Genomic DNA, 19,486 nt, shown 5'->3' with positions numbered 1-19,486 from the left:
TCGCGAAGCCGGCCGTGAGCGCCGACTGGGTGCGGGTACCCCGCAGAACACGGAGGCCGCTCATGGCTGACCCCAAGGGCTTTCTGACCACCACTCGCGAGGAGCCGACGCGCCGTCCGGTGGACCTCCGGCTGATGGACTGGCGTGAGGTCTACGAGGACTTCGCGACCACGAAGCTGGAGAAGCAGGCCGGGCGCTGCATGGACTGCGGCATCCCGTTCTGCCACCAGGGCTGTCCGCTGGGGAACCTGATCCCGGAGTGGAACACGCTGGTGTGGCGGGAGGACTGGCAGCAGGCGGCGGACCGGCTGCACGCCACGAACAACTTCCCGGAGTTCACCGGAACGCTCTGCCCCGCGCCGTGCGAAACCGCCTGCGTCCTGGGCATCAACGACGATCCGGTGACGATCAAGCGGGTCGAGGTCTCGATCATCGACCGGGCCTTCGCCGAAGGCTGGGTCACGCCGCAGGTACCGGTCACCAGGACCGGCAAGAAGGTGGCCGTGGTCGGCTCCGGGCCGTCCGGGCTGGCCGCGGCGCAGCAGCTGACGCGCGCGGGCCACAGCGTGGTGGTCTTCGAGCGGGCCGACCGGCTCGGCGGGCTGCTGCGGTACGGCATCCCCGAGTTCAAGATGGAGAAGCACCGGCTGGACCGGCGCCTCGCGCAACTGGAGGCCGAGGGCACGCAGTTCCGGACCTCGGTCGAGGTCGGCACCGACCTCTCCGTGGACGAGCTGCGCTCCGCCCACGACGCCGTGGTGCTGGCCGGGGGCGCGACCGCGTGGCGCGACCTGCCGATCGACGGCCGCGAGCTGGACGGCATCCACCAGGCGATGGAGTTCCTGCCGCCGGCCAACCGCGTCGCCTCGGGTGAGCTGGACGCTTCGCCGTACTCCGCCGAGGGACTGGACGTCGTGGTCATCGGCGGCGGCGACACGGGCGCGGACTGCGTCGGCACCTCGCACCGCCAGGGCGCGAAATCGGTGACCCAGCTCGAGATCCTGCCGCGGCCGCCGGAATCGCGTTCGGACACCCACCCGTGGCCGACCTACCCGATGATCTACCGCGTCTCCTCGGCCCACGAAGAGGGCGGCGAGCGGCTGTATTCGGTGAACACGCAGGAGTTCCTGGGTGACGCCGACGGCCGCGTGCGCGCCTTGAAGCTGGTCGAGGTGCGCTCCGAGAGCGGCCGGTTCGTCCCGGTGGAGGGCAGCGAGACCGAGCTGCCGGCCCAGCTCGTGCTGCTGGCCATGGGCTTCCTGGGCCCGCAGCGCGAAGGACTGGTCGAGGCCCTCGGCGTGGAGCTGGACCAGCGCGGGAACGTGGCGCGGGACCAGGATTTCCGCACCAGCCTGGACAACGTCTTCGTGGCCGGCGACATGGGCCGCGGTCAGTCGCTCATCGTGTGGGCCATCGCCGAGGGCCGCTCCTGCGCCGCCGGCGTCGACGCCTTCCTGACCGGCCGCTCGTTCCTGCCCGCGCCGATCACCCCGGGCGACCGGCCGCTCTCCTGAACTGAACGGGCCGGGCGCACCAGTGTTGCTGCGCCCGGCCCGTTCTCTGCCCCGGGTTGCCCGGACCGCGCCGGATCGTTTCGGCGCCGGATCGTTTCAGCGCCGGATCGTTTCGGGGCCGGATCGTTTCGGGGCCGGATCGTTTCAGCGCCGGGACGCCAGCAGGTCGAGGGCCAGCAGACCGGCCCCCAGCCGTCCGGCCTCGTCGCCCAGTTCGGCCAGCCGCAGTTCCGGCCGGCGCTGGAAGGTCAGCGCCGAGGAGAGCCAGTCGCGGACCGGGTCGAGCACGTAGTCGGCCGCGGTGAACAATCCGCCGCCGAGCACCACGACCTCGGGGGCCAGCAGGGTCAGCAGGGTGCGGATGCCGTGGCCGAGGCCGTCGAGGGCGTCGGAAACCACCGCCAGCGCCGCCTCGTCGCCGTGGCGGGCCGCGTCGACCACCGGCTGCGCCCCGTCCGCGGGACGGCCGGTGTGCTCGGTGTAGCGCCGCGCGATGGCCGATGCCGAGGAGATCGCCTCCAGGCAGCCCGTCGCGCCGCAACCGCAGACGATGCGGTGCCCGACGTCGATGTGCCCGACCTCCCCGGCCAGCCCGTGCGCCCGGTACAGCCGCCCGTCCAGCATCAGCGCAGCCGCGATGCCGGTGCCGACCGCGATGAACGCCGCGTCCGCGCAGCCCTGCCCGGCGCCGACGCGGAACTCGGCCAGCCCGCCCGCGCTCACGTCGTGCCCGAAGGCCACCGGCAGCCCGAGCCGGTTCTCCAGCAGTTCGCCGAAGGGCACGTCGCGCCAGTCCAGGTTCGCGGAGAACCGCGCGACGCGGGCCTGTTCGTCGACGATCCCGGGCACCACCACGCCGACCGCGCCCGGGGCGCCCGTCCCGGCCTGCTCCGCGAGCACCGAGACGACGTCGGCCACCTGCTCGGCCAGCGCCGTGCCGTCGGCGCCGCGGGCCGTCGTGACCCGCAGCGTCGAGAGCACGTTCAGGTCCCCGTCGAGCAGGGCCGCCTTCACCGTCGTACCGCCCACGTCCAAAGCCGCCACCAAATCTGCCATACCCGGATTCTCACACCCGCGGCCTCACATCCGGGTGACGTCCAAGGAGAGTGATCTCGAAAAAAAGGAAGGCACCGGAAAGCGGTGCGCACCGCGCCCGACGCGTGCGAGCACGCCGGGGCCTACGGTGGGCGGTGTGCGCGCGCTGCTGATCGACCTGCTCGTGGCCTTCGGGGCCACCGGCATCCTCGTGCTGGACGGTCTGCACCGGGTGCACACCCCGCCGTTCTGGGTGCCGGCGGTCGCGGTGGCCTTCGTGGTGCTGCTGCTGCGCCGCCGGTACCCGCTGATCACCGCGTTCATCGGCTACGGGCTGGCGTGGTTCGTGCCGACCGTGCTGCTGCTGCCCACGGTGCTGCTCTACACCGTGGCCTCGCGCCGGGGGCCGAAGTGGCCGACCGCGGTGGCCGTGGCCGGCTGCCTCGCGCTGCTGGCCACCTTCGCCGGGTCGGGGGGCACGCCGAACTGGCGAGCCCTCGGCGTCTCCGCGGTGAGCTTCCTGGTGATCCCCGTGTTGGCCGGGCTCTGGATGTACCAGCGGGCGGCGCTGCTGGAAGCCCTGCGCGGCCGGGCGGACCAGGCCGAACGCGAACGCGACCTGCTGGCCGAGCGGGCGGTGGCGGCCGAGCGGCGCCGGATCGCGCGGGAAATGCACGACGTCGTCGCCCACCGGGTGAGCATCGTCGCGCTGCAGGCCGGCGCGCTGTCGGTGCGGGCGCCGGACGAGGAGACCGGGCAACTGGCCGAGGTGATCCGCGAGTCCAGTGCCGCCGCGCTGAACGAACTGCGCGACATCCTCCAGGTGCTGCGCGACGACGCCCCCGACCCGAGTTCCCGGCCCGGCCCGGCGCTGTCCGGGGTGGCCCGGCTGACCGGAGACCTCGCCGCGGCGGGCGCGCGGATCGTCACCGATCTGCCCGAACCGCTACCGCGGGTGACCGACCAGGTGGGCCGCGCGGCCTACCGGATCGTGCAGGAATCCCTGACCAACGCGGCGAAGCACGCGCCGGGTGCGACCATCCACGTGCGGCTGGGCCTGGAGGACGGGCGGCTGGTGACCGAGGTGGCCAACCCGCTGGGCGCTTCCGCCGGGCTGCCGGTCTCCGGGTACGGGCTGATCGGGATGCGCGAGCGCGTCACCCTGGCCGGCGGCGCGCTGAACCACGGCCCGGACGGAGCGGGCCGCTACGTGGTCCGGGCCAGCTTCCCGGCCGAAGGGGGAACACCGTGATCAAGGTCCTGCTGCTCGACGACGAGGCGTTGGTGCGCAGCGGAATCCGGATGATCCTGGAGTCCGATCCGGAGATCTGCGTGGTCGCCGAGGCCGGGGACGGCACCGGTGTGGCCGGGCTCATCGAGCGGTACCGGCCGGACGTGGTGCTCACCGACATCCAGATGCCGGGGGCCGACGGGCTGGAGGTGACCCGGCTGGTGGCCGGCGGGCCGGGGGCGCCGCAGGTGGTCGTGCTCACCACGTTCGACCTCGACGAGTACGTGCACGCCGCGCTGCGCCACGGCGCCACCGGCTTCCTGCTCAAGGACACCCCGCCGCGGGACCTGGTCCGCGCCGTCCACCTGGTGACCCGCGGGGAGGCGATGCTGGCCCCGTCGATCACCCGCCGCCTGCTGACGCACTTCGCCTCGGGCGACGCCGCCCACGGCGCCAAGGCCCGGCTCGAAGCGCTGACCCCGCGCGAGCGCGAGGTGGCCGTCGCCGTCGCCCACGGCTCCAGCAACGCCGCGATCGCCGCCGCGCTGGGCCTGAGCGAATCCACGGTCAAGGTGCACGTGGGCCGGATCATGTCCAAAGTGGACGCCGACAACCGGACCCAGGTCGCCATCCTGGTGCACGACGCGGGCCTGGCCTGATCGGCGGTGCGCACGGGGCGCGGCGCCGGGCAGAATCGGCCCCATGGAGTTCACCGAAGCGCTGCGGGGCCGCCGGATGGTGCGAAGCTACCGGCCGGACCCCGTCGCCGAAGACGTGCTCGGGCGGGTCGTGCGGATGGTGCACCGCGCGCCGAGCGGCGGGTTCAGCCAGGGCCACCGGCTGGTGGTGATCACCGCGCCCGAGCCACGGCGGCGGATCGCCGAGATCTCGGAGCGGCCGTATGGGGAACGGGGGTTCCCGGCCTGGATCTCGAAGGCGCCGGTGCACCTCGCGCTCGGCGTCCGCGAGGCCTCCTACCACGAGCGCTACCAGCAGCCGGACAAGCTCGACGCCGACGGCGCCGAGATCGCCTGGCCGGTGCCGTACTGGTGGTTCGACAGCGGCGCTCTGCTCACGCTGATCCAGCTCGCGGCGGCGGACGAAGGTCTCGCGACCGGGTTCTTCGGCCCCGATCCGCAGCGGCTCGCCGAGCTGCGCGCGACCGTCGGCTTCCCGGACGACGTCGCGCTGGCCGGCATCGTCACGCTCGGGTACGGCGCCGAGGAGCCCGACGACCGGTCCAGCCGCACGACCCGGGCCCGGCTCCCGCTCGACGAACTGGTGACCTGGGTGCGCTGAGCCTCCGAGCAGCGGGGACACCGCTGGGTCGAAGGCGATCTCGAACGGCGCGTTCCGCCGGACCCGGGCAGCTCGGCCGGGGCGCCGAGGCCATCGACTGCGAACGGCCGCACCACGCCGAGCTCTTCGCCGTGGTGGCTGCTGGTGCACTGATCACGGTGCACCGGGGGGCACGAACGGAAGCCCGGCCGGAGCCCCGGAATCCAGCAGCGCGAGCACTTTCTCAGTGTCCAATTCGGACTCGACCGCGTCCGCCAGCCGGTCCAGCATGTCCTCGCGCAGGTCGGCGAAGCCCGGGGCGCCCGGGGCCGGGGACCACGCGACCCCGGCTTGGGCGGCGACCTCGGTGAGCCAGGCGCGGCGGAAACCGTCGTTCTCCAGCGCACCGTGCCAGGTGGTGCCCCACACCGGACCGGACCGGTACCCGTCCAGGAAGGACTCGGCCGGGGCCGGGCCCGCGGTGCCGTGGTGGATCTCGTACGCGTCGACGCGGTGGCCGCGCCAGGTTCCGGACGGGCGGCCGAGCACCTTCTCCGGCGAGAACCGCACGTGGGTCGGCAGCAGTCCCAGCCCCGGCACCCGGCCGGCCCCGGACTCGACTTCGTCCTCGATGGACTCCGCCAGCATCTGGTAGCCGCCGCAGATGCCCAGCACCGGCCGGCCCGACGCGGCGCGCGCGGCCACCGCGCCGGCCAGCCCGCGCTCGCGCAGCCAGCGCAGATCGTCCACGGTGGCCCGAGATCCGGGCAGCACCACCAGGTCGGCCGTCGCGACCGTGTCCGGGTCGGCGGTCAGGCTCACCGTCACCCCGGGTTCGGCCGCGAGGGCGTCGACGTCGGTGGCGTTCGACGCGCGCGGGAACCGGACCACGGCCACCCGCAGGCCCCGGGCACCGTCTCGCGCCTCCCGCCGCCAGCCCGCCGCGGCGAGCGCGTCCTCCGAGTCGATCCACACGCGCTCCAGCCACGGCAGCACGCCGAGCACCGGCCGTCCGGTCACCTTCTCCAGGCTGTCGAGGCCCGGGCGGAGCAGGCCGACGTCGCCGCGGAACTTGTTCACCACCCAGCCCGCCACCAGCGCCTGGTCCTCGGGTGAGAGCAGGGCGAGCGTGCCGAACATCGAGGCCAGCACTCCCCCTCGGTCGATGTCGCCGACCACCAGCACCGGCAGCGAGAACCGCCGCGCCAGGCCGAGGTTCACGTAGTCGCCGCGGCGCAGGTTGATCTCCGCGGGGCTGCCCGCGCCCTCGCACACCACGGCGTCGAACCGCGAGCTCAGCTCGGCGAAGGCGTCGAACGCGAGCTGGGCCAGCCCGGCGCGGCCGGTGGCGTACTCACCGGCCTCCAGCGTGCCGAACGGCCGGCCGAGCGCGATCACGTGGCTGCGCCGGTCGCTGCCCGGCTTGAGCAGCACGGGGTTCATCGCCGCCTCGGGTTCCACCCGCGCCGCGCGCGCCTGGAGCCACTGCGCCCGGCCGATCTCGGCCCCGTCCGCGCACACCATGGAGTTGTTGGACATGTTCTGCGCCTTGAACGGCGCCACCCGCACCCCGCGGCGCGCCAGCCAGCGGCAGATCCCGGCCGTGACCAGGCTCTTGCCCGCGTCGGAGGTGGTGCCGGCGATCAGCAGGCCGGTCATCGCGCCACCGCCGCGGCGACGGCGAGCGCCGCGATCCCGACCGCTCGCGAGAGCCGCACCGCGCGGCGCAGGTCGGCGGGCTCGGGGGCCCGGCCGTCGCCCAGGGTGCCACGCCGTTCGACCTCTCCGCCGTAGCTGTTGGTGCCCCCGAGCCGCAGGTCGAGCGCACCGGCGAAGGCCGCTTCGACCTGTCCGGCGTTCGGGCTCGGGTGCAGTGAACCGTAACGGCGCCAGGCCTTCCACGACGATCGCGCCCGGCCGCCGGCCAGCGGCGCGCAGGCCGCCGCCGACAGCGCGCCGACCCGCGAGGGCAGCAGGTTGACCAGGTCGTCGGCCCGGGCCGAGGCCCAGCCGAACCGCAGGTGCCGGGGCGAGCGGTAGCCGACCATGGCGTCGAGGGTGTTGAGCGCGCGGTAACCGAGCAACCCGGGAAGGCCCGCGACCGCACCCCACAGCAGCGGCGCGACCACCGCGTCGGAGGTGTTCTCGGCGATCGACTCCGTGGCCGCGCGAGTCAGCTCCGCGCTGTCCAGCTCCGTCGCGTCGCGCGCGCACAGGTGCGAAAGGCGTTGACGCGCCGCGGGCAGGTCGCCGCTTTCGAGCAAGCGGGCCATCTCGCGGCCTTCGGTGGCGAGACCGCGCCCGCCGAGCACTACCCACGTCGCGACGGCCGTCAGCGCGAAGCGAGCGAAGGGACGTCGCCGGGTCGCAGCTTGCGCGGCCAGCCCGAGCCCCGTCACCGTGCCCGCGCAGAGAGCCGTGTACGCAGCTCCACGCGGCTTCGAGTCGGCCCACCACCGGCGTTCGACCGCCGCCGCGGCCGTGCCGAACACCGCCACCGGATGACCGCGACGCGGATCACCGAAGAGCGTGTCGGCGGCGAATCCGGTGATCAGGCCGGCCGCGGTGACGGCTTGTCGGAGTGGCACGTGGCGAACGGTAGCGCGTGCACGACAATGCCGGGTATGACTGTGCCTAATGCCGCCTCCCCGGGGGCAAACACGTCGGCGGGGCCCAACGCCGCCTCCCCGGGGGCAAACACGTCGGCGGGGCCCAACGCCGCCTCCCCGGGGGCAAACACGTCGGCGGGGCCCAACGCCGCCTCCCCGGGGGCAAACACGTCGGCGGGGCCCAACGCCGCCTCCCCGGGGGCAAACACGTCGGCGGGGCCCAACGCCGCCTCCCCGGGGAAGAACCCGTCGGCGGGGCTGATGCACCGGCTCGCCCTCGGCTGTGAAGCCCTGGCCCGCTTCCTGCGCCGGTACGGACGCGACGACGGCAAGGTGCTGGTCCTCGGCGGGGTCCGCTCGGGGAAGTCCCGGCACGCGGAGCGGCTGGTCGCGCGCCACCCGCACCTCGTTTACGTCGCGCCCGGCCTGCCGCCGAGCGAGGACGACCCGGACTGGGCCGCCCGCGTGGCCGCGCACCAGGCCCGCCGTCCCGCGCACTGGACCACGGTGGAGACCACCGACCTGGCCTCCGTGCTGCGGACGGCCACCGCGCCGCTGCTGATCGACTGCCTCGGCACCTGGCTCTCCCGGGTGCTCGACGAGGTCGGGGCGTGGCGGCGCAAGCCCGGCTGGGAGCGCCGCCTCGACGACCGCCTGGAGGACTTCCTGGCCGCCTGGGCCCAGGCGCGGGTGCCGGTGGTCGCGGTCAGCAACGAGGTCGGCAGCGGTGTGGTGCCCGCGACTTCGTCCGGGCGGCTGTTCCGTGATGTGCTGGGCGCACTCAACAACCGGGTGTCCGCCGAGTCCGACCGCGTTTCGCTGGTCGTCGCGGGACGGGTGCTCGACCTGCCGTAGGGAGAAGACCGTGCCGAGCTTCGACATCCCCGTGCCCGACGCCGCCGCCCGGGCCACCGCGCGCGAGCGGCTCGACGGGCTGGTGAAACCACTGGGCTCGCTCGGCCGGCTGGAGGACCTGGCCGCGTGGCTCTGCGCCGCGCACGGCGAGGTCCCGCCCCGCCCGCTGGACGACGTGCGGGTGGTGGTGTTCGCGGGCGACCACGGGGTGTCGGCGCTTTCGGCCTACCCGCGCGAGGTGACCGCGGCGATGGTGCGGGTGTTCCTGGCCGGGCGCAGCGGCGTGAACGTGCTCGCCGCGCAGTCCGGCGCGCGGGTGCGGGTCGCCGACATCGCCGTGGACTGGGATGCTTCGGACATACCACCCGAGGTCGCGGCGCACAAGATCCGCCGCGGCTCGGGCTCGATCGACGTCGAGGACGCGCTGGAGCCGGGCGAGGCGCTGGCCGCGTTCACCGCGGGCCGCGAGATCGCCGCCGAGGAGGGCGCCGCCGACCTGCTGATCCCGGGCGACATGGGGATCGGCAACACCGCGGTGTGCGCGGCGGTGGTGGCGGCGTCGCTGGGCCTGCCCGCGGCGGAGGTCGTCGGCACCGGCACCGGCGTCTCCGGCGAAGCCCTGGCGGTGAAGACGGCCGCGGTGTCGACGGCGCTGGCCCGCACCGGGGCTCGCACCGAGGACCCGTTCGAGCGGCTGACCGCGCTGGGCAGCGCCTGCCTGGCCGCGACCGCGGGGTTCCTGGTGGAAGCCTCGACGCGGGGGATCCCGGTCCTGCTCGACGGCGTCTTCTCGGGCGCCGCCGCCCTGGTCGCGCACGACCTGGCCCCGGGCGCGGAGCAGTGGTGGCTGGCTGGGCACCGCTCGACCGAACCTTCGCAGGCCTACGCGCTCAAGGCGCTGGGCCTGACGCCGATCCTCGACCTGGGCCTGCGGCTGGGCGAGGGCAGCGGCGCGGTCCAGGCGGTGCCGGTCCTGCGCGCGGCCCAGGCCATCATCACGGACATGGGGCGGCTGGCGGACCTGGCGTGACACCGGCGCGACAGCACGGGACGAGCCGCGTGAAGCCAGCCGGGCCGAGCAAGGAGAGCCGCGTGAAGCCAGTGAGACGAGCCACGCGAGACCGGCCGGGCCGAGCAAGGAGAGCCGCGTGAAGCCAATGGGACGAGCCACGTGAGGCCGACGGGGCAGAGCGGGGAAAGCCGCGTGAAGCCAGTGAGCAGGACGGAGCGATCACCGTGAGGCCGGCGAGCAGGGCGAGGCGAGCGGCGTGAGGCTCGGCGACGCGGTCCGGCTCGCCGTGGGCACGCTCACCACCGTGCCCGTGCCCGCGCCGCGGGTGATCGACCGGGCGGTGGCCGGGGCGGCGATGGTGCTGGGCCCGGTCGCCGCGGTCCCGCTCGCGGTGGTGGCGGGACTGATCGTGGCGGGCGGGAGCGCGCTCGGCCTGCCCGCGCTGGCGGTCGCGGCCCTCTCGCTGGGCGCGGTGGCACTCGGCAGCCGTGGCCTGCACCTCGACGGACTGGCCGACACCGCCGACGGCCTCGGCGCCTCCTACGACCGCGAGAAGGCCCTGGACGTCATGCGCCGCGGCGACTCCGGGCCCACCGGCGTCGCCACGCTGGTGTTCACGCTGCTGGTCCAGGTCGGCGCGCTGACCGGCGCCGTCACCGCCGGGCACGGGGTGGCCGCGGTGGTGATCGCGGTGCTGGCGGGGCGGTGCACCCTGTCGATGTCGTGCGCGCGGGGCGTGCCGCCGGCGCGACCGGAGGGCCTGGGCGCGACGGTCGCGGGCTCGGTTCCGGTACCGGCCGCCGTCGCGACCGGGCTGCTCGCGGCGGCCCTCGCCGGGCTGGGACTGTTCGGGCTGGGGTGGTCCGGAGTGGAATGGTCCGGGCTGGGTCCGGTGGCCGGCCGGCTCTGGTGGCGTGGCCCGGTGGCCGTCGCCGCCGCCTACGCCGCGGCGGCGCTCCTGCTCACCCGCTGCGTCCGGCGGCTGGGCGGGATCACCGGTGACGTGCTCGGCGCCGGGGTCGAGGTCGCGGTGGCGGCGGCGCTGCTGGTGCTGGCTCCCCCGATGTGAAGTCCTGGGGGTCCAGGGTGGGTGGCGACGGCCGGGGCGGTGCCGGCCCCGGGCACCACGCCTAGAGCAGCCGGGCCAGCGCGGCCAGGAAGCCGTCGGTCACCTCGGGCGCCCGGACGGCCAGCCGCAGGTGTTCCGGGCCCAGGCCGGGGAAGGTGTCCCCGCGGCGGACCGCGTAACCGGCGTCGCGCAGGCGTTCGCGCAAGGTCGGGTCGGGGTGGCGCACCAGGACGAAGGGCCCGCGTGGGTCCCCGAGCACAGCCAGGCCCAGCGCGGTGAGGCCGGAGACCAGGTGCTCCCGGTCGGCCTCCGCGGCCGCGGCCAGTTTCTCCGCCTCCTCCAGCGCTTCGGGCCGGCAGCAGGCCACCGTCGCGACCCCGGCCAGAGTGGACACCGACCACGGCGGCTGCACGGCGCGCAGCCGCGCCACGAGCTCCGGCGGGCCGAGCAGGTAACCCGCCCGCAGCCCGGCCAGGCCCCAGGTCTTGGTCAGGCTCCGCAGCACCACCACCCCCGGCAGCGACTCCCCGGCCAGGCTCTCCGCCTCGCCCGGGACGGCGTCGGAGAACGCCTCGTCCACCACCAGCAGCCGGCCCGGCCGGGCCAGCGCGCGCAGGACCGGCGCGGGGTGCAGCACCGACGTCGGATTGGTCGGGTTGCCCACGAACACCAGATCCGCCGGCTCGGGGACCGGGCCGAGCCGGAAACCGTCCGCTGCGGACAGCACCACCCGCGAGACCTCGTGCCCCGCCGCGCGCAGAGCCGCCTCCGGTTCGGTGAACTGCGGGTGGACGACCACCGCGCACTCCGGCCGCACCGCGTTGGCCAGCAGGGTGAACGCCTCGGCCGCGCCCGCCGTCACCAGCACCTCCTCGGCCGCCCGCCCGTGCCGCCCGGCCACCGCCGCGACGGCCGCCGCCGGGTCCGGGTACGCGGCCAGGGTGTCCAGGGCCGACGCCAGCTCCCGCCGCAGCCACTCCGGCGGCGCCGGCCGCCGGACGTTCACCGCGAGGTCCACCAGCCCCGGCCCGACCTCGCGGTCGCCGTGGTGGTGCAGGTCAACCACGGGAGCGCGCCGAGGCGAACGCCCGCACGTGCCCGGCGAACCGCTCGGCCAGCTCCGGGTACCCGGCCCAGTGCACGTGCAGGTAGGAGGCGTGCAGCGAAGCCGAGGCGAACCCGTCCCGCGCCCGGTCCCAGCCCCAGGCCGGGATCTCGCCGTGGCCGGGGGTCACCTCGGTGCGGTGGAACTCGTGCCCGGTGACCCGCACCCCGGCCGGGGCGACCACACTGTCCGAAAGGGACACCGCGGTCCGGTAGCCGAGCTTGCCCCGCCGGGTCATCGCGGCCGTCGCGGGCAGGACCCCGGCCATCGACCGCCCGTCGAGCGACCGGCACAGGTACAGCAGGCCCGCGCACTCCGCGCTCACCGGCATCCCGCGCGCGACGGCGGCGGCCACCTGCTCCCGCAGCGCCCGGTTCGCCGACAGCTCGGCCGCGTGCACCTCGGGGAACCCGCCGCCGAAGTACAGTCCGGCGCAGCCCTCCGGGAGTTCGGTCTCCCGCAACGGGTCCACGTCCACCACGTCGACCCCGTAGGACGCGAGCAGCTCCACGTTCTCGGTGTACCGGAAGGTGAACGCGGGCCCGGCGGCCGCGGCGACCACCGGGCGCGGGCCGGTCACCTGGCCGGGCGGAGTCCACATCGGACCCGGAAGCCGCGGTGCGCCGCGCGCGACCCGGACCACGGCCTCCAGGTCCACCCCGGCCGCGACCCACCCGGCCAGCTCCGGCAGCGCCCGCCGGGAGTCCGCCGCGCGTTCGGCGGCCGGGACGAGCCCGAGGTGGCGGCTCGGCGCGTGCACGTTCTCGTTGCGCCGCAACGCCCCCAGCAGCGGCACGCCCGTCGCCTCCAGCGCGGAGGCGATTTCGTCCTCGTGCCGTTGCGAGCCCAGTTTGTTCAGGATCACCCCGGCCAGGCGCACGCGGGTGTCGTAGCTCGCGAAGCCCAGCACGGTCGCCGCGACGCTGCGGGAAGCGGCCGAGGCGTCGACCACCAGTACCACCGGCGCGTCGAGCAGCCTGGCGACGTGGGCGGTCGAGGCGTAGCCCTCCGTGCCCAGCGCGCCGTCGAACAGGCCCATCACGCCCTCGATCACGGCGAGGTCGGCCCCCTGGGAACCGTGGTGCAGCAACGGGACCAGCCGCTGCTCCCCCTGCAGGAACGGGTCGAGGTTGCGGGCCGGGCGGCCGGTCGCGAGCGCGTGGTACCCCGGGTCGATGAAGTCCGGGCCCACCTTGTGCCCGGACACCCGGTGCCCGGCCGCGCGCAGGGCCGCCATCAGCCCGGCCGCGACGGTGGTCTTGCCGTGCCCGGAACCGGGCGCGGCGATCACCACCCGCGCTACCACTCGATCCCCCGCTGACCCTTCTGGCCGGCGTCCATCGGGTGCTTGACCTTGGTCATCTCGGTCACCAGGTCGGCGGCCCCGATCAGCTCGGGCGGGGCGCTGCGGCCGGTGATCACCACGTGCTGGTGGCCGGGCCGGGCCGCCAGCGCGGACACCACGTCGCCGACCTCGAGCCAGCCCCACTTGAGCAGGTAGCTGAACTCGTCGAGCACGTAGAAGTCGTACTTCTCCGCGGCCAGGCAGCGCTTGATCTCCGCCCAGCCCTCCCGCCCGTTCGCCGCGTGGTCCTCCTCGGTGCCGGACTTGCGCGTCCAGCTCCAGCCCTCGCCCATCTTGTGCCAGTCGACCGCGCCGCCCTCACCGGTCTGCTCGTGCAGCCGGCCGAGCGCGCGGAACGCGGCCTCCTCGCCGACGCGCCACTTCGCCGACTTCACGAACTGGAACACCCCGATCGACCAGCCCTGGTTCCACGCGCGCAGGGCCAGGCCGAACGCGGCGGTCGACTTGCCCTTCATCTCACCGGTGTGCACGATCAGCAGCGGCCGGTTGCGCCGCTGGCGCGTGGTCAGCCCGTCCTGCGGGACGAAGGCCGGTTTCCCCTGCGGCATCAGGCCGCCCTCCCCGTGCGCTCGCGCACCGCCGAGGCGAGCGACTCCGCGGCCACGTCGGCCAGCGGCACGTGCTCGGCCCTGAGGTGCCCGGCCAGCTCCGCGCCCAGGCCGAGGCGCATCCGCCCGCTCTCGCAATCCATCACGATCGTGGTCACCCCGGCGAGCAGCCCGGCGGCGGCCTGCGAACGCGCCACGGCGTCGGCCCCGCTCGTGGCCCGCCCGTCGGTGACCACCACCAGCAGCGGACGGCGGCGCGGATCGCGGATCGCCTCCACCCGCAGCACCCGCGCGGCCTCCAGCAGTCCCTCCGCGAGCGGCGTGCGGCCACCCGTCGGCAGGCTTTCGAGCCGGGAAGCGGCGGCGTCGACGCTGATCGTCGGCGGCAGCGCCAGCTCGGCCGAGCCACCACGGAACGTCACCAGGCCGACCTTGTCCCGCCGCTGGTAGGCGTCCATCAGCAGGGAAAGCACCGCTGTCTTCACTTCGCGCATCCGCGTGCGCGCGCCCATCGAGCCGGACGCGTCCACGCAGAAGAGCACGAGGTTTCCTTCGCGCCCTTCGCGCAACGCGAAGCGCAAGTCTTGCGAACGCACCTTCAGCCCCGGGCCGCTGCGTCCCCGTGAACGCTGGTGCGGCGCCGCCGCGCGCACGGTCGCCACCAGGTGCGGCCGGCCGTCGCGGACACTCGGCGGCTGGACACCGATCGTGCGCCCGCTGTCGGTGATCGCCCGCGAACGGCGGCCCCGCTCGCCCTCACCGGTGCCCTTGACGCGGAACACGCGCGCCCGGAACGTGTCCCCGGCACCGACAGTCCTCTGTGGACCGGAGTCTTCGCCGCTCCCGGGCTGGGGCTGGGGCCGCCGAGCGCCGTCGCCCTGGGGCCGGTCCGCCTCCTCGGGCGGGGCCGAGCCCGAGCCGGGACCGTCGTCTTCCGGGCCGGGGCCGCTGTCCTCGGGGCCGTTGTCTTCAGGGCCGCCGTTCTCGGGGCCGCTGTCTTCGGGGCCGGGGGCGGGGGGCTGCGCGTCCTCCAGCGCCTGCTCCAACTGCTCCTCGGAGATGCCCGGCGCGTCGAACGGGTTGCGCCGGCGCCGGTGCGGCAAGGCCAGCCGCGCGGCCACGCGGATGTCCTCGGTGGTCACCTCGTCGCGCCCGGCCCAGGCGGCGTGCGCGACCGCCGTACGCGCCGTGACGATGTCGGCCCGCATCCCGTCCACTTCGAACGACGCGCACACTTCGGCGATCTGACGCAGCGCCGCGTCGGGCAGCTTCACGGCGGGCAGAAGCCGTTGGGCTGCTTCGATGTCCGCGGCCAGCGAAGCGTCTTCATCCGCGTACGCGGCCGCGAAGCCGTCCTGGTCCGCTTCGTAGGCGAGCCGGCGGCGCACCACCTCGACCCGCTGCTCCGGGTCCCGGCTGGACGCGACCTCGACCGTCAGCCCGAACCGGTCCAGCAGCTGCGGCCGCAGCTCGCCCTCCTCCGGGTTCATGGTGCCGATCAGCACGAACCGCGCCGCGTGCGAGACCGAGACGCCCTCTCGCTCCACGGTCGCGCGGCCCATCGCGGCGGCGTCGAGCAGCGCGTCCACCAGGTGGTCGTGCAGGAGGTTGACCTCGTCCACGTAGAGCAGTCCGCGATGGGCAGCGGCGAGCAGGCCCGGCTGGTACTCGGTGACGCCACCGGACAGCGCCTTCTCCAGGTTCAGCGAGCCGATCACCCGGTCCTCGGCCGCGCCGACCGGCAGCTCCACCAGCCGCGCGGGCCGCCGGTGGGCCGGGGCGCCGGCCGCGTGCGGGCCGTCCGGGCACAGCGGGTCCGGCGAAGCGGGCGCGCAGGAGAAGCGGCAGCCGTCCACGACCTCGACCCCGGGCAGCAGACCCGCGAGCGCACGCACCATCGTCGACTTCGCCGTGCCCTTCTCCCCGCGCACGAGCACCCCGCCCACGGCGGGTGAGATCGAGGACAGCACCAGCGCCAGGCGCAGGTCCGGCAGCCCGACGACGGCGGTGAACGGGTACGGCTTCAACAGCACTCCTGGTGATCGGCGTCCGGTGCGATCATCGCACAGGAAACCGGTCGTCTAGCGTGATCCGACGTGCACGGAGAAAGGTCACACCAGCCCACCGGGACGAACGCGGACCCCGGCCCGCCCCCGGGCGGGCCCGCCCGCCTGAGCGTGGTGGGCATCGGGGCGGACGGCTGGTCCGGGTTGTCGGGCCCGGCCCGCGACGCCGTGCTGGCGGCCGAGGTCGTGCTGGGCGCGCCGCGGCAGCTGGCCTCGCTGCCCGAGCCGGTCCGCGCCCAGCCGTGGCCGAGCCCGCTGCTGCCCGCGCTCGACGACGTCCTCGCCGCGCACTCGGGACGGCGGATCTGCGTGCTGGCCAGCGGCGACCCCCTGCTTTCGGGCATCGGCACCACCCTGCGGGAGCACGGCCACGAGATCGAGGTCCTCCCCGCGCTGTCCTCGGTGACGCTGGCCCGGGCCCGGCTGGGCTGGCCGGCGGAGGAGACCGAGGTGGTCACCGTGGTCGGGCGCGCGATCGCGCGGGTCGCCCGCGCGCTGGCGCCCCGGCGCAAGGTGCTGGTGCTCGGCGCCACCGCGGCCGGACTGCGGGAACTGCTGGAGGCCCGGGGCTACGGCGCCACCACGCTGACCGCGCTGGAGAACCTGGGCGCCGAAGACGAGCGGCACACCGACGGCTGGACCCACGACCCCGGCCCGCTCACCGTGTTCGCCCTCGAATGCGCCGGACCCGCGCTGCCGCTCACCGGGCTGCCCGACGAAGCGTTCGAGCACGACGGCCAGCTCACCAAACGCGAACTGCGCGCCACCGCCCTCGCCCGGCTCGCGCCCAGCCCCGGCGAACTGCTCTGGGACGTCGGTGCGGGCGCGGGCAGCATCGGCGTCGAGTGGTCCCGCGCGCACCCGTTGAACCGGGCGATCGCGATCGAGCGCGAACCGGCGCGGGCGGCGCGGATCGGCCGCAACGCGGACGTGCTCGGGGTGCCCGAACTCCGGGTCGTCACCGGCCCGGCCCCCGAAGCCCTGGACGGGCTGCCGGAACCGGACGCGGTGTTCATCGGCGGCGGCCTGACCGTCCCCGGCCTGCTCGACGCCTGTCTCGGCACCGGCGCGCGGATCGTCGCGCACGGTGTGACGCTGGAGGCCGAGCAGGTCCTCGCCCGCGCGTACACCGAGCACGGCGGTGAGCTTCAGCGCATCACCGTCGAGCACGCGAAACCACTCGGCGGGTTCACCGGCTGGACGCCATCGCGCTCGGTCACCCAGTGGTCCCACCAGGAGAACGGGCAATGACCGTCCACTTCATCGGCGCCGGTCCCGGCGCGGCCGATCTGATCACCGTCCGTGGCCGTGACACGCTCGCGCGCTGCGGTGTCTGCCTCTATCCCGGCAGCATGACGCCCACCGATCTGCTCGCGTACTGCCCGCCGGACGCCGAACGGGTCGACACCGCGGGCCTGAGCCTCGACGAGATCGCGGCCAAGCTCGTCGACGCGCACCGGGCGGGCCACGACGTCGCCCGCCTCTGCTCGGGCGACCCTTCGCTCTACAGCGCGGTCGCGGAGCAGATGCGGCGCCTCGACCTGGCTGGGGTGCCGTACGACGTGGTCCCCGGCGTGCCCGCCTTCGCCGCCTCCGCCGCCGTGCTCCGCCGCGAGCTGACCGTGCCCGGGATCGGCCAGAGCCTGGTGATCACCCGGGCCCAGGCGCGGTCCACGGCGATGCCGGACGGCGAGACGCTGGCGAACTTCGCCCGCAGCGGCGCCACGCTCGCGCTGCACCTGGCGATCAACCACGTCGAGCGGGTGACCGCCGAGCTGGCCGGTCACTACGGACCGGACTGCCCGGCGGCGATCGTCGCGCTGGCCAGCCAGCCGGGCGAGACCGTGGTCCGCGGCACGCTCGCCGACCTCGCCGGCCGAGCGCGCGAAGCCGGGCTGACCCGCGCGGCCACCATCTTCGTCGGCCGGGTGCTCGCCGCCGGAGGATTCCCCGACAGCTTCCTGTATTCGAGCACCCGCGACCGCGCGAGCCAACCGGAGTCGTTGTGACGAACCTGCGCTGGGGCCTGCTGGCCGCCGGAACCATCGCCGCCCAGTTCGCGGCGGGCGTCGAGCGAAGCAAACACGGGGTCCTCGGCGCTGTCGCCGCGCGTTCGCCCGAGCGGGCGCGAGAGTTCGCGACGCGCTTCGAGATCCCGAAGGCGTATGGCGGCTACGAGAACCTTCTGGCCGACCCGGACATCGACGCGGTGTACGTCGCGACGCCGCACACGCTGCACGGCGAGTGGGCGATCCGGGCCGCGGAGGCCGGGAAACACGTGCTGTGCGAGAAACCGCTCACGGTCACCGCAGCGGAGGCCGAGAAGGTCATCGATGCCGCGCGCCGCAACGACGTCTTCCTCATGGAAGCCTTCATGTACCGGCTGCACCCGCAGACACGACGGCTGGCCGAGCTGATCTCCTCGGGTGCGATCGGCGAGGTCCGCGCGGTCGACGTGACCTTCAGCTACGACTCGGCCGTCACCAGCAACCCTGACAACCCCGACAGCACCGACACACCCGCCTTCGAGCGCTTGGGCGATCCCGCGCTCGGCGGCGGCGCGATCCTCGACGTCGGCTGCTACTGCACGTCGCTGGCCCGGTTGGTGTCGCAGGCGGCGACCGGCGAGGCCGTCGTCGAGCCGACCGACGTCACCGGGATGGCGAAGCTTTCCGAGCGCGGCGCCGACGAGTACGCGATGGGCCTGCTTCGGCTGCCCGGTGACATCATCGCGCAGTTGTCCTGCGGCTACCGGCTCGCGCAGGACGACCACATCCGCGTGTACGGCAGCACCGGCCAGCTGTACGTGGCCAAGCCCGCGTGGATCCACGAGATGCGGCCGCCGGGCATCTCGTCGATCGTGCTGACCCCGGCCGGCGGCGAGCCCGAGGTGATCGAGGTCGAGGCGACGCAGGGGGTGTTCACCCGCGAGGCCGACCACGTCGCCGCGCACGTGGCCGATCGGCAGGCCCCCGAGCTGACCTGGGCGGAGACCCTGGCGAACCTGCGCACGCTCGACCGCTGGCGCGCGGCCGTGGGATACGGCGGATGACCGTCCTGGTCCTCGGCGGCACCGCGGAAGCCCGCGCGCTCGCCGCGCAATTGCACGAGCGAGACTTCCACGTCGTCTCGTCGCTGGCCGGCCGCGTCGCGCATCCACGGCTGCCACCCGGCGAAGTACGGGTCGGCGGCTTCGGTGGTGTCGACGGTCTCGTCGCTTGGCTGCGGGAGCACGACGTACAAGCCGTTGTCGACGCGACACATCCTTTCGCCGAACGCATCGGCACCAATGCCTTCGCTGCGGCGGAGCGGACTGGTATCCCCCTGCTCCGTCTCGCGCGGCCGGGCTGGCAGGAGCGCGAAGGCGACCGCTGGCACTGGGCCGACAACCTGTCCGAAGCCGCCGCGCTGCTGCCCGGCCTCGGCCACCGGGTGTTCCTGACCAGTGGGCGCCAGGGCTTGGCCGCCTTCGCCGACCTCGGCGAACTGTGGTTCTTGATCCGCTGCGTCGACCCGCCGGAGCCGCCGCTGCCGCCGCACCACGAGGTGCGGCTGGACCGTGGACCGTACGAAGTGGACGGTGAGCGCGCGCTGCTCACCGGCCACCGCATCGAGGTGCTCGTCACCAAGGACAGCGGCGGCACGATGACCGCCGCGAAGCTGACCGCCGCGCGCGAGCTGGGCCTGCCGGTGGTCGTCGTGCGCCGCCCGCCCCGGCCCGCCACCACCGTGGCGGCCGAGGTCGCCGAAGCCGTGCAATGGGTCCGAAACCGAGGGGTCCACAACCGATGAGCGGGA

At 74.7% G+C, this 19,486-nt stretch carries 18 protein-coding genes; 11 read left to right on the top strand and 7 right to left on the bottom strand.

The genetic code is table 11. The features are described 5' to 3' along the window. Positions 1 to 62 precede the first annotated feature (62 nt). Positions 63 to 1,514 carry a glutamate synthase subunit beta gene (locus NYF13_RS14655; protein ID WP_315656984.1) on the top strand — a complete coding sequence of 484 codons (1,452 nt, stop codon included), beginning with the start codon at positions 63 to 65 and terminating at the stop codon, positions 1,512 to 1,514. A 144-nt stretch (positions 1,515 to 1,658) separates the two neighbouring features. Here NYF13_RS14655 and NYF13_RS14650 read toward each other — a convergent pair whose 3' ends face one another. Beyond that, positions 1,659 to 2,570: an ROK family protein gene (locus tag NYF13_RS14650; protein ID WP_315656983.1), complete on the bottom strand. Its 912-nt coding sequence runs from the start codon at positions 2,568 to 2,570 to the stop codon at positions 1,659 to 1,661. Between the two features lie 136 nt (positions 2,571 to 2,706). On the opposite strand from NYF13_RS14650, the gene NYF13_RS14645 reads away from it, so the two are divergent. The 3 genes from NYF13_RS14645 to NYF13_RS14635 are packed head-to-tail and all read left to right on the top strand — an operon-like array spanning position 2,707 to position 5,079. Further along, positions 2,707 to 3,801 carry a histidine kinase gene (locus NYF13_RS14645; RefSeq protein ID WP_315656982.1) on the top strand — a complete coding sequence of 365 codons (1,095 nt, stop codon included), beginning with the start codon at positions 2,707 to 2,709 and terminating at the stop codon, positions 3,799 to 3,801. Continuing rightward, the gene (locus tag NYF13_RS14640) at positions 3,798 to 4,439 is read left to right on the top strand and encodes a response regulator transcription factor (RefSeq protein WP_315656981.1); all 642 of its coding nucleotides are present in this window, start codon (positions 3,798 to 3,800) and stop codon (positions 4,437 to 4,439) included. The genes NYF13_RS14645 and NYF13_RS14640 overlap by 4 nt, the downstream gene beginning before the upstream one ends. Positions 4,440 to 4,482: 43 nt before the next feature. Further along, positions 4,483 to 5,079, top strand: coding sequence for a nitroreductase family protein (locus NYF13_RS14635; RefSeq protein ID WP_315656979.1), 597 nt, complete (start codon positions 4,483 to 4,485; stop codon positions 5,077 to 5,079). A gap of 153 nt (positions 5,080 to 5,232) precedes the next feature. On the opposite strand, the gene NYF13_RS14630 is transcribed toward NYF13_RS14635, so the two are convergent. Together NYF13_RS14630 and NYF13_RS14625 are read right to left on the bottom strand one after the other, a co-directional pair. Then, on the bottom strand, positions 5,233 to 6,717 hold the full coding sequence (locus tag NYF13_RS14630) for a cobyric acid synthase (RefSeq protein WP_315656978.1): 1,485 nt from the start codon (positions 6,715 to 6,717) through the stop codon (positions 5,233 to 5,235). Beyond that, entirely contained in the window at positions 6,714 to 7,646 is a 933-nt protein-coding gene (locus NYF13_RS14625; protein ID WP_315656976.1) for a cobalamin biosynthesis protein, read from the bottom strand. Before NYF13_RS14625 ends, NYF13_RS14630 begins: the two co-directional genes overlap by 4 nt. 282 nt (positions 7,647 to 7,928) lie before the next feature. Here NYF13_RS14625 and NYF13_RS14620 point away from each other — a divergent pair, with 282 nt between their 5' ends. The 3 genes from NYF13_RS14620 (at position 7,929) to NYF13_RS14610 (ending at position 10,603) form a co-directional block, all read left to right on the top strand. Next, complete coding sequence (locus NYF13_RS14620) at positions 7,929 to 8,522, top strand: bifunctional adenosylcobinamide kinase/adenosylcobinamide-phosphate guanylyltransferase (protein WP_315656975.1); 594 nt, start codon at positions 7,929 to 7,931, stop codon at positions 8,520 to 8,522. A gap of 10 nt (positions 8,523 to 8,532) precedes the next feature. After that, positions 8,533 to 9,552: a nicotinate-nucleotide--dimethylbenzimidazole phosphoribosyltransferase gene (gene cobT / locus NYF13_RS14615; RefSeq protein ID WP_315656973.1), complete on the top strand. Its 1,020-nt coding sequence runs from the start codon at positions 8,533 to 8,535 to the stop codon at positions 9,550 to 9,552. 238 nt (positions 9,553 to 9,790) lie between these two features. Next, positions 9,791 to 10,603 (top strand): adenosylcobinamide-GDP ribazoletransferase, encoded by an 813-nt coding sequence (locus tag NYF13_RS14610; RefSeq protein WP_315656972.1) that lies wholly within the window; start codon positions 9,791 to 9,793, stop codon positions 10,601 to 10,603. Between the two features lie 61 nt (positions 10,604 to 10,664). On the opposite strand, the gene cobC is transcribed toward NYF13_RS14610, so the two are convergent. Genes cobC through NYF13_RS14590 form a run of 4 tightly spaced genes read right to left on the bottom strand, consistent with a single transcriptional unit; the run spans position 10,665 to position 15,649 of the window. Beyond that, entirely contained in the window at positions 10,665 to 11,669 is a 1,005-nt protein-coding gene (gene cobC, locus NYF13_RS14605) for an Rv2231c family pyridoxal phosphate-dependent protein CobC (protein ID WP_315656971.1), read from the bottom strand. After that, the gene (locus NYF13_RS14600; protein WP_315656969.1) at positions 11,662 to 13,002 is read right to left on the bottom strand and encodes a cobyrinate a,c-diamide synthase; all 1,341 of its coding nucleotides are present in this window, start codon (positions 13,000 to 13,002) and stop codon (positions 11,662 to 11,664) included. The genes cobC and NYF13_RS14600 overlap by 8 nt, the downstream gene beginning before the upstream one ends. Before the next feature lie 5 nt (positions 13,003 to 13,007). After that, a complete protein-coding gene (gene cobO, locus NYF13_RS14595; protein WP_315656968.1) occupies positions 13,008 to 13,622 on the bottom strand; it encodes a cob(I)yrinic acid a,c-diamide adenosyltransferase in 615 nt (204 codons plus the stop codon). Beyond that, the gene (locus tag NYF13_RS14590; protein WP_315656967.1) at positions 13,622 to 15,649 is read right to left on the bottom strand and encodes a putative cobaltochelatase; all 2,028 of its coding nucleotides are present in this window, start codon (positions 15,647 to 15,649) and stop codon (positions 13,622 to 13,624) included. Before NYF13_RS14590 ends, cobO begins: the two co-directional genes overlap by 1 nt. Positions 15,650 to 15,799: 150 nt before the next feature. Between NYF13_RS14590 and cbiE the strand changes: the two genes are divergently transcribed. From cbiE to NYF13_RS14570, 4 genes are read left to right on the top strand one after another with little or no spacing between them, the layout of a single operon-like run. Further along, positions 15,800 to 16,939 carry a precorrin-6y C5,15-methyltransferase (decarboxylating) subunit CbiE gene (gene cbiE / locus NYF13_RS14585; protein WP_315657345.1) on the top strand — a complete coding sequence of 380 codons (1,140 nt, stop codon included), beginning with the start codon at positions 15,800 to 15,802 and terminating at the stop codon, positions 16,937 to 16,939. Continuing rightward, positions 16,936 to 17,697, top strand: a complete 762-nt coding sequence (gene cobM / locus NYF13_RS14580; RefSeq protein WP_315656965.1) for a precorrin-4 C(11)-methyltransferase — start codon at positions 16,936 to 16,938, stop codon at positions 17,695 to 17,697. The genes cbiE and cobM overlap by 4 nt, the downstream gene beginning before the upstream one ends. Next, positions 17,694 to 18,740, top strand: coding sequence for a Gfo/Idh/MocA family oxidoreductase (locus NYF13_RS14575; protein WP_315656963.1), 1,047 nt, complete (start codon positions 17,694 to 17,696; stop codon positions 18,738 to 18,740). The genes cobM and NYF13_RS14575 overlap by 4 nt, the downstream gene beginning before the upstream one ends. Further along, positions 18,737 to 19,480, top strand: coding sequence for a cobalt-precorrin-6A reductase (locus NYF13_RS14570; RefSeq protein ID WP_315656961.1), 744 nt, complete (start codon positions 18,737 to 18,739; stop codon positions 19,478 to 19,480). Before NYF13_RS14575 ends, NYF13_RS14570 begins: the two co-directional genes overlap by 4 nt. Positions 19,481 to 19,486 lie beyond the last annotated feature (6 nt).

Source organism: Amycolatopsis sp. PS_44_ISF1, assembly GCF_032335455.1.
Lineage (GTDB): Bacteria > Actinomycetota > Actinomycetes > Mycobacteriales > Pseudonocardiaceae > Amycolatopsis.
The sequence above is the reverse complement of the archived record's forward strand: the minus strand, read 5'-3'. Positions and strand labels throughout refer to the sequence as shown.